Source organism: Streptomyces sp. Ag109_O5-1 (assembly GCF_003814875.1).
Taxonomy (GTDB): Bacteria; Actinomycetota; Actinomycetes; order Streptomycetales; family Streptomycetaceae; genus Streptomyces; species Streptomyces sasae.
Genome location: NZ_RKQF01000001.1, coordinates 5,061,703 through 5,079,206, shown reverse-complemented (window position 1 = coordinate 5,079,206; position 17,504 = coordinate 5,061,703). Strand labels below are relative to the sequence as shown.

Annotated in this window: 2 protein-coding genes (both only partly in view); both read left to right on the top strand. The window is 69.2% G+C overall.

Translation table 11 applies throughout. The features are described 5' to 3' along the window. Positions 1 to 11,263: the 3' portion of a non-ribosomal peptide synthase/polyketide synthase gene (locus tag EDD90_RS22940; RefSeq protein ID WP_123974825.1), read on the top strand. The gene continues 21,338 nt to the left of window position 1, outside the view; the window shows 11,263 of its 32,601 coding nt (coding positions 21,339-32,601); its start codon lies off the left edge, out of view; the stop codon is at positions 11,261 to 11,263. Continuing rightward, positions 11,263 to 17,504 carry the 5' end (the start) of a non-ribosomal peptide synthetase gene (locus EDD90_RS58615; protein ID WP_123974824.1) on the top strand. 6,784 nt of this gene lie beyond the right edge of the window, so only the first 6,242 of its 13,026 coding nucleotides appear in the window; it begins with the start codon at positions 11,263 to 11,265; its stop codon lies off the right edge, out of view. Before EDD90_RS22940 ends, EDD90_RS58615 begins: the two co-directional genes overlap by 1 nt.

Genomic DNA, 17,504 nt, shown 5'->3' with positions numbered 1-17,504 from the left:
GGATGATCCGGGGGTGGTGGCGGCGGTGGCGGCGTTGTCGGCCGCTGATCCCGGGGTGTCGGTGGTGTCGGGGAATCCGGCGTATGTGATCTATACGTCGGGGTCGACGGGTGTGCCGAAGGGTGTGGTGGTGTCGCATGCCGGGATTGTGAACCGGTTGGTGTGGATGCAGGACCGGTTCGGGCTGGCGCCGGGGGAGCGGGTGTTGCACAAGACGCCGTTCGGGTTCGATGTGTCGGTGTGGGAGTTGTTCTGGCCGCTGGTCCAGGGTGCGGTGATGGTGGTGGCCCGGCCGGGTGGTCATCGGGATCCGGGGTATGTGGCCGAGCTGGTGCGTGAGCAGCGGGTGGACACGGTGCATTTCGTGCCCTCGATGCTGGAGGCGTTCTTGGCGGTGCCGCAGGCCGGGCGGTGCGGGTCGTTGCGGCGGGTGGTGTGTTCGGGTGAGGCGTTGGGCGCCGGTGTCCGGGACCGGTTCTTCGCCGTGTTCGGTGCGGATGCGGGGTTGTTCAACCTGTACGGTCCGACCGAGGCGTCGGTGGACGTGACCGGGTATCAGGTGCGGCCCGACGGGTCGTCGGTGGTGCCGATCGGGCGTCCGGTTGCGAACACGCGGGTGTTCGTGCTGGATGAGCGGCTGTGCCCGGTGCCGGTGGGTGTGGCGGGGGAGTTGTATCTGGCCGGTGTTCAGTTGGCGCGTGGGTATGTGGGGCGTGCGGGTCTGACCGCGGAGCGGTTCGTGGCCGACCCCTTCGACACCGACCCGGCCGGTGGTGGCCGCCTGTACCGGACCGGGGATGTGGTGCGCTGGGATGCCGAGGGTGAGCTGGTGTATCTGGGGCGTGCCGATGAGCAGGTGAAGGTGCGTGGGTTCCGGATCGAGCCGGGTGAGATCCAGGCGGTCATCGCCGCGCACCCGCAGGTCGCCCAGGCCGCCGTGATCGCCCGGGAAGACGAGACGGGGGACAAGCGGCTGGTCGCCTATGTCGTCCCGGTGGCCGGGGATCAGGCTGATCCGGGCACGCTGCGGGAGTTCGCCGCGTCGCGGTTGCCGGAGTACATGGTGCCGTCGGCGGTGGTGGTGCTGGAGGCGCTGCCGTTGACGGTGAACGGGAAGCTGGACCGCAGGGCGCTGCCGGCGCCTGACTTCACCGTGCTCGCTGGTTCCGGGCGTGGCCCGGCGAACGTGCGTGAGGAGGTGCTGTGTCAGGCGTTCGCCGAGGTCCTCGGGCTGGAGTCGGTCGGGGTGGAGGATGACTTCTTCGCTCTGGGTGGGCATTCGCTGCTGGCGGTGCGCCTGGTGGAGTGGCTGCGGGTGCGGGGTGTGTCGGTGTCGGTGCGGACGCTGTTTGAGACACCAACGCCTGAGGGGTTGGCGGCTGCGTCGGGTGCGGTGGCGGTTTCGGTGCCGGAGAACCTGATTCCGGACGACGCTCAGGTGATCACGCCGGAGATGCTGCCGCTGGTGGAGCTGACCGAGACCGAGATCCAGGCGGTGGTTTCCGGGGTCGAGGGTGGTGCGGGCAATGTCGCGGACATCTACCCGCTGGCTCCGCTGCAGGAAGGGATCCTCTTCCACCACCTGCTGGCCGACGGCGGTGACGACACCTATGTGACGCCGCACGTGCTGGAGTTCGATGACCGGTCCCGGCTGGACGGGTTCGTCGCTGCGTTGCAGCAGGTGGTCGACCGGCATGATGTGTTCCGGACCTCGGTGGTGTGGCAGGGGTTGCAGGAGCCGGTGCAGGTGGTGTGGCGCTCGGCGGCGCTTCCCGTCACTGAGGTGAGTCTTGACGTCAACGCGGCGGATCCGGCGGCCGAGTTCATGTCCGTGGTGGGGTTGGTGATGGATCTGGGGCGTGCGCCGCTGCTGGATCTGCATGTGGCCGAGGTCTCTGGTGGCCGGTGGCTGGGGCTGGTGCGGACGCATCATCTGGTGCAGGACCACACCGCGATTGATGTCGTGCTGGACGAGATCCAGACGATTCTGGCTGGGCGTGCCGAGACGCTGCCGGAGCCGTTGCCGTTCCGGGACTTCGTGGCGCAGGCCCGGGCCGGGCTGGCGACTGGGGAGCACGAGGAGTTCTTCCGGGAGCTTTTGGCCGGGGTGGAGGAGCCGACCGCGGCGTTCGGAGTCAGCGACGTGCGCGGTGACGGTTCGGACGCGATGCGGGCGGCCCTGCTTTTGGATGCCGGTGTTGTGGTGCGGCTGCGGGAGGTGGCCCGGAGGTTGGGGGCGAGCCCTGCCACGGTGCTGCATGTGGCGTGGTCGCGGGTGCTGGCGGTGGTCTCGGGTCGTGACGACGTGGTGTTCGGCACGGTGCTGTTCGGGCGGATGAACGCTGGCGCCGGCTCGCACCGGGCGCAGGGATTGTTCGTCAATACCCTGCCGGTGCGGGTGCGCACCGGTGAGCTGAAGGCTCTGGATGCGGTCGCGGCGATGCGGGATCAGCTGGCCGGGCTGCTGGAGCACGAGCACGCGCCATTGGCCTTGGCCCAGCGGGTCAGCGCGGTGCCGGCGGACGAGCCGTTGTTCACCACGCTGCTCAACTACCGGCACAACACGCTCGAGGGATTGCAGGGTACTGGTGAGTTCGGTGCCGCCGGTGACGGCGGGTTCGAGGGCGTCCGGCAGGTGTTCTCCCGTGAGCGGACCAACTATCCGTTGTCGGTGTCGGTCGATGACATCGGCGGTGAGTGGCTCGCTGTGACGGTGGATGCGGTCGGGCCGATCGATCCGCGGGCGGTTGCCGAGATGCTGCATACGGCGGTCGGTGACCTGGTGGCGGCGCTGGAAGACGCTCTGGAGGGCGGTTCGCAGACGCCGCTGTCCGGGGTGAGCGTGCTGGATGGCACGGAGCTGGACCGGGTGCTGGTGGAGTGGAACGACACGGCGGCCGAGGTGCCGGCGGGGACGGTTCCGGAGTTGTTCGCGGGGCAGGTGGCGCGGACTCCGGATGCTGTGGCGGTGGTGTTCGAGGGTGTGTCGGTGTCGTATGCGGAGTTGGATGCGCGGGCGAACCGTCTGGCCCGGTATCTGTGCGGGCTGGGTGTGGGTGCGGAGGCGGTGGTGGGTCTGTGTCTGCCGCGGGGTGTGGAGATGGTGGTGGCGTTGCTGGCGGTGTGGAAGGCCGGGGGTGCGTATGTGCCGGTGGATCCGGAGTATCCGGCGGAGCGGATCGCGTTCATGCTGGCTGATGCGGCGCCGGTGTGTGTGCTGACGGAGTCCGTGGTGGCCGGGGTGCTTTCCGGTGTGCAGGATGCGGCTGGTTCGGTGCCGGTGGTGGTGTTGGATGAGCCGCAAGTCGCCGCGGCGGTGTCGTCGATGGCGGATGGCGTGGTGCCGGATGTGTGTGTGGTGCCGGGGCAGTTGGCGTATGTGATCTATACGTCGGGGTCGACGGGGGTGCCGAAGGGTGTGGCGGTCTCGCATGGGGCGTTGGTGAATGCTGCTGCCGTGTTCTGCCCGGTTTTCGGGGCGGATGCGGGGGTTGGCGTGTTGCAGTTCGCGTCGTTCAGTTTCGATGCTTCGGTGCTGGATGTGGCGGTGGCGTTGACGTCGGGGGCGTATTTGGTGGTGGCCTCGTCGGCGCAGCGGGTGGACGCGGGGTTGTTGCGGGACCTGGTGGTCTCGGCCGGGGTGCGGGTGGCCAGTGTGGTGCCGAGTCTGCTGGAGGTGCTGGCGCCGGAGGATCTGGGGCCGGTGCGCCGGATGGTGGTGGGTTCGGAGGCGATCTCGCCGGGGACGGCCGGGGCGTGGGCGCGGGACCGGGTGTTGGTCAATACCTATGGTCCGACCGAGGCCGCGGTGATGGTGGCGGCTGGGGTGCTGGATCCGCAGGTGTCGGACGGGGTGGTGGTGCCGTTCGGTCGTCCGACGGGGAACAGTCGGGTGTTCGTGCTGGATGAGCGGCTGTGCCCGGTGCCGGTGGGTGTGGCGGGGGAGTTGTATCTGGCCGGTGTGCAGTTGGCGCGTGGGTATGTGGGGCGTGCGGGTCTGACGGCGGAGCGGTTCGTGGCCGACCCCTTCGACCCGGTCGGTGGTGGCCGGTTGTACCGGACCGGGGATGTGGTGCGCTGGAGTGCCGAGGGCGAGCTGGTGTTCGTGGGGCGTGCTGATGAGCAGGTGAAGGTGCGTGGGTTCCGGATCGAGCCGGGTGAGATCCAGGCGGTCATCGCCGCGCACCCGCAGATCGCCCGGGCCGCGGTCATTGCCCGGGAGGACGAGACGGGGGACAAGCGTCTGGTCGCCTACGTCGTCCCGGTGGCTGGGGCTGGGGCTGGTGTGGACGTCGACGGGTTGCCGTCCGTGGTGCGGGAGCGTGTCGGCGCCCGGTTGCCGGAGTACATGGTGCCGTCGGCGGTGGTGGTGCTCGAGGCGCTGCCGCTGACACCCAACGGGAAGCTGGACCGCAGGGCGCTGCCGGCGCCGGACTTCACCGCGCTCACCGGTTCCGGGCGTGCTCCGGCGAATGTGCGTGAGGAGGTGCTGTGTCAGGCGTTCGCCGAGGTCCTGGGCCTGGAGTCCGTCGGCGTCGATGACGACTTCTTCGCTCTGGGCGGGCATTCGCTGCTGGCGGTGCGCCTGGTGGAGTGGCTGCGGGTGCGGGGTGTGTCGGTGTCGGTGCGGACGCTGTTTGAGGCGCCGACGCCGGCGAGGCTGGCGGCTGCGTCGGGTGCGGTGTCGGTTTCGGTGCCGGAGAACCTGATCCCGGACGGGGCGCAGGTGATCACGCCGGAGATGCTGCCGCTGGTGGAGCTGAGCGAGACGGAGATCCAGGCGGTGGTTTCCGGGGTCGAGGGTGGTGCGGGCAATATCGCGGACATCTATCCGCTGGCTCCGCTGCAGGAAGGGATTCTGTTCCACCACCTGCTGGCCGACGGCGGTCAGGACGCGTATGTGACGCCGAGGGTTATCGAGTTCGATGACCGGTCCCGGGTGGACGGGTTCGTCGCTGCGTTGCAGCAGGTGGTCGACCGGCATGATGTGTTCCGGACCTCGGTGGTGTGGCAGGGGTTGCGGGAGCCGGTGCAGGTGGTGTGGCGTTCGGCGGCGTTGTCGGTGACCGAGGTGAGCCTCGACACCGAGTCGGCGGATCCCGTAGCGGATCTCGTGTCGGTGGTGGCGTTGGTGATGGATCTGGGGCGTGCGCCGCTGCTGGATCTGCATGTGGCCGAGGTCTCTGGTGGCCGGTGGCTGGGGCTGGTGCGGACGCATCATCTGGTGCAGGACCACACCGCGATGGATGTCGTGCTGGACGAGATCCAGACGATCCTGGCCGGGCGTGGCGAGGAGTTGCCGGAGCCGTTGCCGTTCCGGGACTTCGTGGCGCAGGCCCGGGCCGGGCTGGCGACTGGGGAGCATGAGGAGTTCTTCCGGGAGCTTTTGGCCGGGGTGGAGGAGCCGACCGCGGCGTTCGGAGTCAGCGACGTGCGCGGTGACGGTTCCGAGGTTGTTCACGCAATACGTGGCCTGGATGCCGGTGTTGTGGTGCGGCTGCGGGAGGTGGCCCGGCGGTTGGGGGCGAGTCCTGCCACGGTGATGCATGTGGCGTGGTCGCGGGTGCTGGCGGTGGTTGCGGGCCGTGACGACGTGGTGTTCGGCACGGTGCTGTTCGGGCGGATGAACGCGGGTGCCGGCTCGGACCGGGTGCCGGGGTTGTTCATGAACACCCTGCCGGTGCGGGTGCGTACCGGGGATCTCGGTGTGCTGGATGCGGTCACGGCGATGCGTGGACTGCTGGCCGGCCTGCTGGAGCACGAGCATGCGCCGTTGGCGGTGGCCCAGCGTGCCAGCGCGGTGCCGGCGAATGAGCCGTTGTTCACCACGCTGCTCAACTACCGGCACAACACCGCCGGCGGGTCTCAGGGCGCTGGTGAGCCCGGTGCCGCCGACGGCGACGGGATCGAGGGCCTCCGGCCGGTCTTCCTCCGGGATCGGACCAACTACCCGTTGACGGTGTCGGTCGATGACAACGGTGATGAACTTAGTCTGGTAGTGGATGCGGTCGGGTCGATCGATCCGCGGGCGGTTGCCGGGATGCTGCATACGGCGGTCGGTGACCTGGTGGCGGCGTTGGAGGAGGGCCTGGAGGGCGGTGCGCAGGTGCCGCTGTCGGCGGTGGGCGTGCTGGATGCCGGTGAGCGGCGTCGGGTGCTGGTGGAGTGGAACGACACGGCGGCCGTGGTGCCGGCGGGGACGGTGCCGGAGTTGTTCGCCGGGCAGGTGGCGCGGATCCCGGATGCTGTGGCGGTGGTGGCTGGCGACGAGCGGCTGACGTATGCGGAGTTGGACGGGCGGGCGAATCGTCTGGCCCGGTTGCTGGCCGGGCGGGGTGTGGGTCCGGAGTCGGTGGTCGCGGTGGTGATGGAGCGTTCGGCCGATCTGGTGGTGGCGCTGCTGGCGGTGTTGAAGGCGGGTGCGGCGTATCTGCCGGTGGATCCGGAGTACCCGGCCGAGCGGATCGCCTTCATGCTCGCTGATGCCCGTCCGTCGTTGGTGTTCACCGAGGCGGGGTGTGTCGCGGCTGTGCCTGCGGTGGATGTTCCGGTGCTTGTGCTGGATGATCCTGAGGTGGCTGCGCATGTTGCCGGGCTGGATGACAGCGGTCTGACGTCGGCGGAGTGTGGCAGTCCTCTGTTGCTGGATCACCCTGCGTATGTGATCTACACGTCCGGGTCGGCGGGCCGTCCGAAGGGCGTGGCGGTGACTCATCGCAATGTGGCGAGTCTGTTCGCGGCGGCGGTGGGGCTGTTCGAGTTCGGGTCGGGGGACGTGTGGAGCTGGTTCCATTCGTTTGCGTTCGACTTCTCGGTGTGGGAGTTGTGGGGGGCGCTGCTGCACGGTGGGCGGGTCGTGGTGGTCTCGTATGCGGTGTCGCGGTCTCCGGAGGAGTTCTGGGATCTGCTTGAGCGCGAGCGGGTCACGGTCCTGAGTCAGACGCCCTCGGCGTTCTACCAGTTGGTCGCGGCTGAGGCGGGGCGGGCGGCCTCGGGTGAGTCGCTGCGGGCTGTGGTGTTCGGTGGGGAGGCGTTGGAGCCGGCGCGGTTGGCTGACTGGTGGGCGCGGCGGCCGGAGGGTGGACCGCGTCTGGTCAACATGTACGGGATCACCGAGACCACCGTGCATGTCACGTACCGTGCGCTTGAGGCGGGGGACACAGGAACGACGGCCAGTGTGGTCGGGCGGGGGATTCCCGGTCTGCGGGTGTTCGTGCTCGATGACCGGCTGGCTCCGGTCCCGGTCGGGGTCGCGGGAGAGTTGTATGTGGCCGGGGCGCAGCTGGCGCGTGGGTATGTGGGGCGTGCGGGTCTGACCGCGGGCCGGTTCGTGGCCGACCCGTTCGGTCTGGGGGAGCGTTTGTACCGGACCGGGGACGTGGTGCGGTGGTCGGAGTCCGGTGAGCTGGTCTTCGTGGGGCGTGCCGATGAGCAGGTGAAGGTGCGTGGGTTCCGGATCGAGCCGGGTGAGATCCAGGCGGTCCTGGCCGCGCACTCGCAGGTCGCCCAGGCCGCGGTCATCGCCCGGGAGGACACCACTGGCGACAAGCGGCTGGTCGCCTACGTCGTCCCGGCGGCTGGGGCTGGTGATGGTGTGGACGTCGACGCGTTGCCGTCTGAGATGCGGGAGTTCGTGGCGTCGCGGATGCCGGAGTACATGGTGCCGTCGGCGGTGGTGGTGCTGGAGGCGCTGCCGCTCACGGTGAACGGGAAGCTGGACCGCAAGGTGCTGCCGGCGCCGGACTTCGCATCGCTCGCCGGTTCCGGGCGTGGCCCGGCGAACGTGCGTGAGGAATTGCTGTGTCAGGCGTTCGCCGAGGTCCTGGGCCTGGAGTCCGTCGGGGTCGATGACGACTTCTTCGTCCTGGGTGGGCATTCGCTGCTGGCGGTGCGGTTGGTGAGCCGTATCCGGGCGGTGCTGGGTGTTGAGGTGTCGTTGCGGACGTTGTTTGAGGCTCCGACGGTGGCGGGTTTGGCGGCGCGGTTGTCGGGTGCTGGTGTGGCGCGTTCCGCGTTGGTGCCGCAGGTGCGTCCGGAGCGGTTGCCGCTGTCGTTCGCGCAACAGCGGTTGTGGTTCATCGGGCAGTTGGAGGGGGCGAGCGCGCTCTACAACATCCCGACGGCACTGGGGTTGTCCGGTGATGTGGACACGGCCGCGCTCGCGGCGGCGTTGCGGGATGTGATCGGGCGGCACGAGGTGCTGCGCACCGTGTTCCCCACGGCCGAGGACGGGCAGCCGTTCCAGCAGATCCTCGACATCGATGATCTGGAGTGGGAGCTGCGGGTTGTGGAGGTGGCCCCGGCTGATCTGCCTGAGCAGGTTGCGGCGGCGGCCGGGTACGCGTTCGATCTGGCGGTTGAGGTGCCGATCCGGGCGTGGCTGTTCACCGATGGCTCGGACGAGCATGTCCTGGTGGTGGTGGTGCATCACATCGCCGGGGACGGCTGGTCGACGGCGCCGTTGGCCAAGGATGTCTCGGGCGCGTATGCGGCGCGTCTTGAGGGGCGGGTGCCGGTGTGGGAGCCGTTGCCGGTGCAGTACGCGGACTACACGCTGTGGCAGCGTGAACTGCTCGGTGACGAGGACGATCCGGAGAGTGTGATCTCGCGGCAGGTCGCCTACTGGCGGCAGGTGCTGGCGGGTGCGCCGGAGGAGCTGGCGCTGCCGGCCGACCGGCCGCGTCCGGCGGTGGCGAGTCATCGCGGGCACGCGGTGCCGTTGCGGGTTCCGGCCGAGGTGCACGGGCGGCTGCTGGCGGTGGCGCGTGAGCAGGGTGTGACGGTGTTCATGCTGCTGCAGGCCGCGCTGGCGGTGCTGCTGGCGAAGCTGGGTGCGGGCACCGACATTCCGATCGGTGCGACGGTCGCGGGGCGTACGGATGAGGCGCTCGATGATCTGGTCGGGTTCTTCGTCAACACGCTGGTGATGCGCACGGATGTGTCGGGCGATCCGACGTTCACCGAGCTGCTGGCTCGGGTGCGGCAGACGAGCCTGGCCGGGTTCGAGCATCAGGATGTGCCGTTCGAGCGGCTGGTGGAGGAGCTGGCTCCGGCCCGCTCACTGTCCCGGCATCCGTTGTTCCAGGTGATGCTCACGGTGCAGAACAACGCCGCCGCGGAGCTGGAGCTGCCGGGCGTGCGGGCCGGCGGCCACGCGGCCTCGGCCGCAGCGGCGTCGGTGGCGAAGTTCGACCTGGACGTGACCGTCTCTGAGGTCTTCGGTGCCGAGGGTGTCCCTGCTGGGCTTCATGGCGGGGTGATCGGGTCGGCGGATCTGTTCGATCCGGAGACGGTGGCGGTGATCGTCGGGCGTCTGGTGCGGGTGCTGGAGGCGGTTGTCGCCGATCCGGGGCTGCGGATCTCTGGGGTGGACGTACTGGATGCCGGTGAGCGGCGTCGGGTGCTGGTGGAGTGGAACGACACGGCGGCCGTGGTGCCGGCGGGGACGGTGCCGGAGTTGTTCGCGGGGCAGGTGGCGCGGACGCCGGATGCTGTGGCGGTGGTGTTCGAGGGCGTGTCGGTGTCGTATGCGGAGTTGGATGCGCGGGCGAACCGTCTGGCCCGCTACCTCTCCGGGCTGGGTGTGGGTCCGGAGGCGGTGGTGGGTCTGTGTCTGCCGCGGGGTGTGGAGATGGTGGTGGCGTTGCTGGCGGTGCTGAAGGCGGGGGCGGCGTATCTGCCGGTCGACCCGGAGCTGCCGGCGGAGCGGATCTCGTTCATGCTGGCGGACGCGGGTGCGGTGTGTGTGATCGCCGATGCCGCCTGTGTGGGAGCGCTGTCGGGGGCCGGTGTAAACGTTGGTTCGGCGCCGGTGGTGGTTGTGGATGATCCGGTGGTGGTGGCGGCGGTTTCGTCGATGGCTGATGGTCCGCTGTCGGTGCCTCTGCTTCTGGATCATCCGGCGTATGTGATCTACACCTCGGGGTCGACGGGGTTGCCGAAGGGCGTGGTCGTGACGCATACGGGGCTGGGGAGTCTGGTGGCTGCCCAGGCACGGCGGTTCGCGATCGGCGTGGGCAGCAGGGTGTTGCAGTTCGCGTCGGTGGGATTCGATGCGGCCGGCGCTGAAGTCTTCGTGTCGTTGGGCTCGGGTGCGTGTTTGGTGGTGGCGCCGGCTCGGGAGCTGTTGCCGGGTGCGGGGCTGGCCGGTGTGGTGGCGCGGCATGGCGTGACGCATGTGACGTTGCCGCCGGCGGTGCTGGAGGTACTGGATCCGGCGGATCTGGGTTCGGTGACCACGCTGGTGTCGGCCGGTGAGGCGCTGGGTGGGGAGTTGGTGGCCCGGTGGGCTCCGGGGCGGCGGTTGGTCAATGCGTACGGGCCTACGGAGACGACGGTGTGTGCGGCCATGTCGGGCGTGCTGTCGGCCGGGGATGTGCCGAATATCGGTGGTCCTATCCTCAACGCCCGGGCCTATGTGCTGGACGAGCGGCTGTGCCCGGTGCCGGTCGGGGTGGCCGGGGAGTTGTATGTGGCCGGGGCGGGTCTGGCGCGTGGGTATGTGGGGCGTGCGGGTCTGACCGCGGGCCGGTTCGTGGCCGACCCCTTCGACACCGACCCGGCCGGTGGTGGCCGGTTGTACCGGACCGGGGATGTGGTGCGCTGGGATGCCGAGGGCAACCTGGTGTACCTGGGGCGTGCCGATGAGCAGGTGAAGGTGCGTGGGTTCCGGATCGAGCCGGGTGAGATCCAGGCGGTCATCGCCGCGCACCCGCAGGTCGCCCGGGCCGCGGTCATCGCCCGGGAGGACGAGACGGGGGACAAGCGTCTGGTCGCCTACGTCGTCCCGGCGGCCGGGGACGGTGATGGTGCGGACGTCGACGGGTTGCCGTCCGTGGTGCGGGAGCACGTCGGCGCCCGGTTGCCGGAGTACATGGTGCCCTCGGCGGTGGTGGTGCTCGAGGCGCTGCCGCTCACGCCCAACGGGAAGCTGGACCGCAGGGCGCTGCCGGCGCCGGACCTCGCGTCCGCAGCCGGCTCCGGGCGTGCTCCAGCCAACGCCCGCGAGGAGGCGTTGTGCCAGGCGTTCGCCGAGGTCCTCGGCCTGGAGTCCGTCGGAGTCGATGACGACTTCTTCGCTCTGGGTGGACATTCCCTGCTTGCAGTGCGGCTGATCAGCAGGATCCGCGCGGCCCTGGGAATCGAGATGGACATACGAACCTTGTTCGAGGCTCCGACGGTGGCCGGGCTCGCAGCCCGTGTGAGAAATCGGAAGTCGACCAGGCCGGCGTTTCGGCCGATGCGCAATTCAGAGGAGTCCTGATGCTTCCGTTGTCGTTCGCTCAGCGCCGGTTGTGGTTCATCGGACAGCTGGAGGGGCCGAGTGTGCTCTACAACATCCCGATGATGTTGGGGCTCTCGGGCGACGTTGACTCCGTGGCGTTGGGTGCGGCGTTGCGGGATGTGATCGGGCGGCACGAGGTGCTGCGTACGGTGTTTCCGACCGCTGATGGCGAGCCCTATCAGCGAATCCTCGACATCGACGATCTAGCTTGGCAACTCCAGGTAGTCGAGGTCGCCGCCGATGAGCTAGTCACCGCGGCGGAAGCAGCGAAGGGCTGTGTGTTCCACCTCGAGACGGAAGTCCCCATCCGGGCATGGCTGTTCACGGCCCGGCCGGATAAGCACGTCCTGGTGGTGGTTGTGCACCACATCGCCGCAGACGGTTGGTCGATGGCTCCGCTGGCCAGGGATGTCTCGATTGCGTACGCCGCGCGGTCCGAGGGGCGGGCTCCGCAGTGGGCGCCGCTGCCGGGTCAATATGCGGACTACGCGCTGTGGCAGCGCGAGCTGCTCGGTAGCAGGGACGATACGGAGAGTCTGATCTCCCAGCAGCTCGCGTACTGGCGACAGGCGCTGGCCGGGGCGCCGGAGGAGCTGACACTGCCGACGGATCGTCCGCGTCCGGCGGTGTCCAGCCATCGCGGGCACACTGTTCCGTTGCACGTTCCGGCCGAGGTGCATGCCGGGCTGCTGCGGGTCGCGCGTGAGCAGGGTGCGACGGTGTTCATGGTGGTGCAGGCAGCGCTGGCGGTCCTGCTGTCCAAGCTGGGTGCCGGTGAGGACATCCCGATCGGCTCGGCGGTCGCCGGGCGTACCGATGAGGGGTTGGACGATCTGGTCGGATTCTTTGTCAACACCCTGATCATTCGTTCCGACCTGTCAGGCGATCCCACCTTTGTGGAGTTGCTGAGCAGGGTCCGCGACGCCGGGCTTTCGGCGCTCGGGAGCCAAGACGTTCCATTCGAGCTTCTGGTGGAGGAACTGTCCCCCGCCCGGTCGCTGTCGCGGCATCCGTTGTTCCAGGTGATGCTCACCGTGCAGAACAACGCCGAGGCCGTGCTGGAGCTGCCGGGGGTGCGAGCCGGCGGGCACGCGCCGGCCGCAGGGGGGTCCGCGGGGATGTCCGCAGGGGCGTCCGCGGCGAAATTCGATCTGGACGTCACCGTTAGTTCTGTCTTCAATGCCGAGGGCGCCCCTGCCGGGCTTCGTGGAGGGCTGACCGGGTCGACGGATCTGTTCGACCCGGAGACGGTGGCGATGATCGCCGAGCGTCTGGTGCGGGTGCTGGAGACCGTGGTCACCGAACCGGGGCTGCGGATCTCCGGGGTGGACGTACTGGATGCCGGTGAGCGGCGTCGGGTGCTGGTGGAGTGGAACGACACGGCGGCCGAGGCGCCGGCGGGGACGGTGCCGGAGCTCTTCGCCGGGCAGGTGGCGCGGAACCCGCACGCGACGGCGGTGATGGGTGATGGCGTCGAGCTGTCCTATGCCGAACTGGATGCGCGGGCGAATCGTCTGGCGCGGCATCTGTCCGGGCTGGGTGTGGGTCGCGAGTCGGTCGTGGCGGTGTGCCTGGAGCGCGGCGTGGACATGGTGGTCGCGCTGCTGGCGGTGCTCAAGGCGGGGGCGGCGTATCTGCCGGTCGACCCGGAGCTGCCGGCCGAGCGGATCGCGTTCATGCTGGCCAATGCTGGTGCGGTATGTGTGATCACTGATGTGGTCTGCGGTGGAGTGCTCTCCGGAGTTGATGGTTCGGCGCACGCGCCGGTGCCGGTGGTGGTGGATGATCCGGTGGTGGTGGCGGCGGTGTCGTCTATGGCCGATGGCCCGCTGTCGGTTTCACCCTTGTTGGGACAGTTGGCGTATGTGATCTACACGTCGGGTTCAACGGGGGTGCCGAAGGGGGTGGGGGTTGAGCATGGGTCATTGGCGAACTTCCTGGCCTCGATGCAGGATCGGTTCGGGCTGGCGCCCGGTGACCGCCTGTTGGCGGTGACTACGGTCGGGTTCGATATCGCGGGTTTGGAGTTGTATCTGCCGTTGGTGACCGGTGCAGCTGTGGTGCTTGCCGGGCGGGAGCAGGTAAGGGATCCGCGGCTGTTGCGGGAGTTGGTGCGCTCGTGTGCTGCGACTGTGGTGCAGGGCACGCCGAGTCTGTGGCAGGCGCTCGTCGGCGACCCCGATGCGGATGCCGATGCCGGTGTCTGGGATGGGGTGCGGGTGCTGGTCGGTGGCGAGGCGTTGCCGGGCGGGTTGGCGCGGGAGTTGGTGACCCGGGCCGCGTCGGTGACGAATTTGTATGGTCCGACCGAGACTACGATCTGGTCGACGGCCAAGGGATTGGGTGCCGATGACGGGGCGGTGGTCTCGATCGGTGGTCCGATCGCCAACACCCGGGTGTTCGTGCTCGATGACCGGCTGTGCCCGGTGCCGGTCGGGGTGGCCGGGGAGCTGTATATCGGCGGGGCGGGTTTGGCGCGTGGGTATGTGGGGCGTGCGGGTCTGACGGCGGAGCGGTTCGTGGCCGACCCCTTCGACACCGACCCGGTCGGCGGTGGCCGGCTGTACCGGACCGGGGATGTGGTGCGCTGGAGTGCCGAGGGCGAGCTGGTGTACCTGGGCCGGGCTGATGAGCAGGTGAAGGTGCGTGGGTTCCGGATCGAGCCGGGTGAGATCCAGGCGGTCCTGGCCGCGCACCCGCAGGTCGCTCAGGCCGCGGTCATTGCCCGGGAGGACGAGACGGGGGACAAGCGGCTGGTCGCCTACGTCGTCCCGGTGGCTGGGGCTGGGGCTGGTGCGGACGTCGACGGGTTGCCGTCCGTGGTGCGGGAGTTCGTGGCGTCGCGGTTGCCGGAGTACATGGTGCCGTCGGCGGTGGTGGTGCTCGAGGCGCTGCCGCTCACGCCCAACGGGAAGCTGGACCGCAGGGCGCTGCCGGCGCCTGACTTCACCGTGCTCGCTGGTTCCGGGCGTGGCCCGGCGAACGTGCGTGAGGAATTGCTGTGTCAGGCGTTCGCCGAGGTCCTGGGCCTGGAGTCCGTCGGCGTCGATGACGACTTCTTCGTCCTGGGCGGTCATTCATTGCTGGCGGTGCGCCTGGTGAGCCGTATCCGGGCGGTGCTGGGTGTTGAGGTGTCGTTGCGGACGTTGTTTGAGGCTCCGACGGTGGCGGGTTTGGTGCAGCGGTTGTCGGGTGCTGGTGTGGCGCGGGCGGCGTTGGTGCCGCAGGTGCGTCCGGAGCGGTTGCCGCTGTCGTTCGCGCAGCAGCGGTTGTGGTTCATCGGGCAGTTGGAGGGGGCGAGCGCGCTCTACAACATCCCGACCGTCCTGGGGTTGTCCGGTGATGTGGACACGGCCGCGCTCGCGGCGGCGTTGCGGGATGTGATCGGGCGGCACGAGGTGCTGCGCACGGTGTTCCCCACGGCCGAGGACGGGGAGCCCTTCCAGCAGATCCTCGACATCGAGGACCTGGACTGGGAGCTGGAGGCGGTCGAGGTGGCTGCCGGGCAGCTGGCGGATGCGGTCGCACGCGCAACGGAGTACGCGTTCGATCTGGCGGTTGAGGTGCCGATCCGGGCGTGGCTGTTCACTGATGGCTCGGACGAGCATGTCCTGGTGGTGGTGGTGCATCACATCGCCGGGGACGGCTGGTCGACGGCGCCGTTGGCCAAGGATGTCTCGGGTGCGTATGCGGCGCGTCTTGAGGGGCGGGTGCCGGTGTGGGAGCCGTTGCCGGTGCAGTACGCGGACTACACGCTGTGGCAGCGCGAACTGCTCGGTGATAAGCAGGACCCGGAGAGTGTGATCTCGCGGCAGGTCGCCTACTGGCGGCAGGTGCTGGCGGGTGCGCCGGAGGAGCTGGTGCTGCCGGCCGACCGGCCGCGTCCGGCGGTGCCGAGCTATCGCGGGCACGCGGTGCCGGTGGAGATTCCGGCCGAGGTGCACGGGCGGCTGCTGCGGGTGGCGCGTGAGCAGGGTGTGACGGTGTTCATGCTGCTGCAGGCCGCGCTGGCGGTGCTGCTGGCGAAGCTGGGTGCGGGCACCGACATTCCGATCGGTGCGACGGTCGCGGGGCGTACGGATGAGGCGCTCGATGATCTGGTCGGGTTCTTCGTCAACACGCTGGTGATGCGCACGGATGTGTCGGGGGATCCGACGTTCGAGCAGCTGCTGGCTCGGGTGCGTGAGGTGAGTCTGGCCGGGTTCGAGCATCAGGATGTGCCGTTCGAGCGGTTGGTGGAGGAACTCGCCCCGGCCCGCTCACTGTCGCGGCATCCGTTGTTCCAGGTGATGCTCACCGTGCAGAACAACGCCGCCGCGGAGCTGGAGCTGCCGGGCGTGCGGGCCGGCGGCCACACGGCCTCGGCCACGGCGGTGGCCGCGGCGAAGTTCGACCTGGACGTGACGGTGTCCGAGGTCTTCGCGGTGGAGGGTGCTCCGGCGGGGTTGCGGGGTGTGGTGATCGGGTCGGCGGATCTGTTTGATGCGGAGACGGTGGCGGTGATCGTCGGGCGTCTGATGCGGGTGCTGGAGGCGGTTGTCGCCGATCCGGGGCTGCGGGTGTCCGGGGTGGATGTGCTGGATGCCGGTGAGCGGCGTCGGGTGCTGGTGGAGTGGAACGACACGGCGGCCGTGGTGCCGGCGGGGACGTTGCCGGAGTTGTTCGCTGCGCAGGTGGCGCGGACTCCGGATGCTGTGGCGGTGGTGTTCGAGGGTGTGTCGGTGTCGTATGCGGAGTTGGATGCGCGGGCGAACCGTCTGGCCCGCTACCTCTCCGGGCTGGGTGTGGGTGCGGAGTCTGTGGTGGGGGTGTGTCTGGAGCGGGGCGTGGAGCTGGTGGTGGCGTTGCTGGCGGTGTTGAAGACGGGGGCGGCGTATCTGCCGGTGGATCCGGAGCTGCCGGCCGAGCGGATCTCGTTCATGCTGGCGGATGCGGGTGCGGTGTGTGTGGTCACGGATGTGGCCTGCGGGGCCGGGGTGGCTGCGGGTTCGCTGCCGGTGGTGCTTGTGGACGATCCTCAGGTGGTTTCGACGGTGTCGTCGGTGTCGGCTGAGGCGTTGGACGTCTGTGTGTTGCCCGGGCAGTCGGCGTATGTGATCTACACGTCGGGTTCGACGGGGGTGCCGAAGGGGGTTGTCACGCCGCATTGGGGAGCGGTCAACCTCATCTGGTGGCTGTTGGATGAGTACGGCCTGGGTGCGTCGGACCGGATCCTGCACAAGACCCCGATCGGTTTCGATGTGTCGGTGTGGGAGTTGTTCCTCCCGTTGGTCTGTGGTGCCAGGCTGGTCGTGGCGCGTCCGGGTGGGCACCGGGATCCGGCTTACCTCGTGGGGCTGGTGCGGGAGCAGGGGGTGACGGCAGTCGAATTCGTGCCGGCGATGCTGGAATTGTTCGTGGCTGAGCCGGCTGCGGGCGGGTGTGTGTCGCTGCGTCAGGTGTTCAGTGGTGGTGAGGAGTTGTCCACGGTCCTGCGTGACCGGTTCTTCGAGGTGCTGCCGGGTGCGCACCTGCACAACACCTATGGGCCGACCGAGGCGTCGGTGTCGGTGACTTCGCAGGAGTGTGTGCCTGGGATGGGTGAGACGGCTGTTCCGATCGGTAGGCCGATGTGGAACGTGCGGGCGTACGTGCTGGATGAGCGGCTTGCTCCGGTGCCGGTGGGTGTGGCGGGTGAGTTGTATCTGGCCGGTGTGCAGTTGGCGCGTGGGTATGTGGGGCGTGCGGGTCTGACCGCGGGCCGGTTCGTGGCCGACCCGTTCGACACCGACCCGGTCGGTGGTGGCCGGTTGTACCGGACCGGGGACGTGGTGCGCTGGGATGCCGATGGGGCGTTGGTGTTCGCGGGCCGGGCGGATGATCAGGTGAAGATCCGGGGGTTCCGGATCGAGCCGGGCGAGGTGCAGGCGGTCGTCGCCCGGCATCCGCAGGTCGCCCAGGCCGTGGTGATCGTCCGGGAGGACGCCGTTGGGGACAAGCGGCTGGTCGCCTACGTCGTCCCGGCGGCCGGGGATCAGGCTGATCCGGGCACGCTGCGGGAGTTCGCCGCGTCGCGGTTGCCGGAGTACATGGTGCCGTCGGCGGTGATGGTGCTCGAGGCGCTGCCGTTGACGGTGAACGGCAAGCTGGACCGCAGGGCGCTGCCGGCGCCGGACTTCGCATCGCTCACCGGTTCCGGGCGTGCTCCGGCGAATGTGCGTGAGGAGGTGCTGTGTCAGGC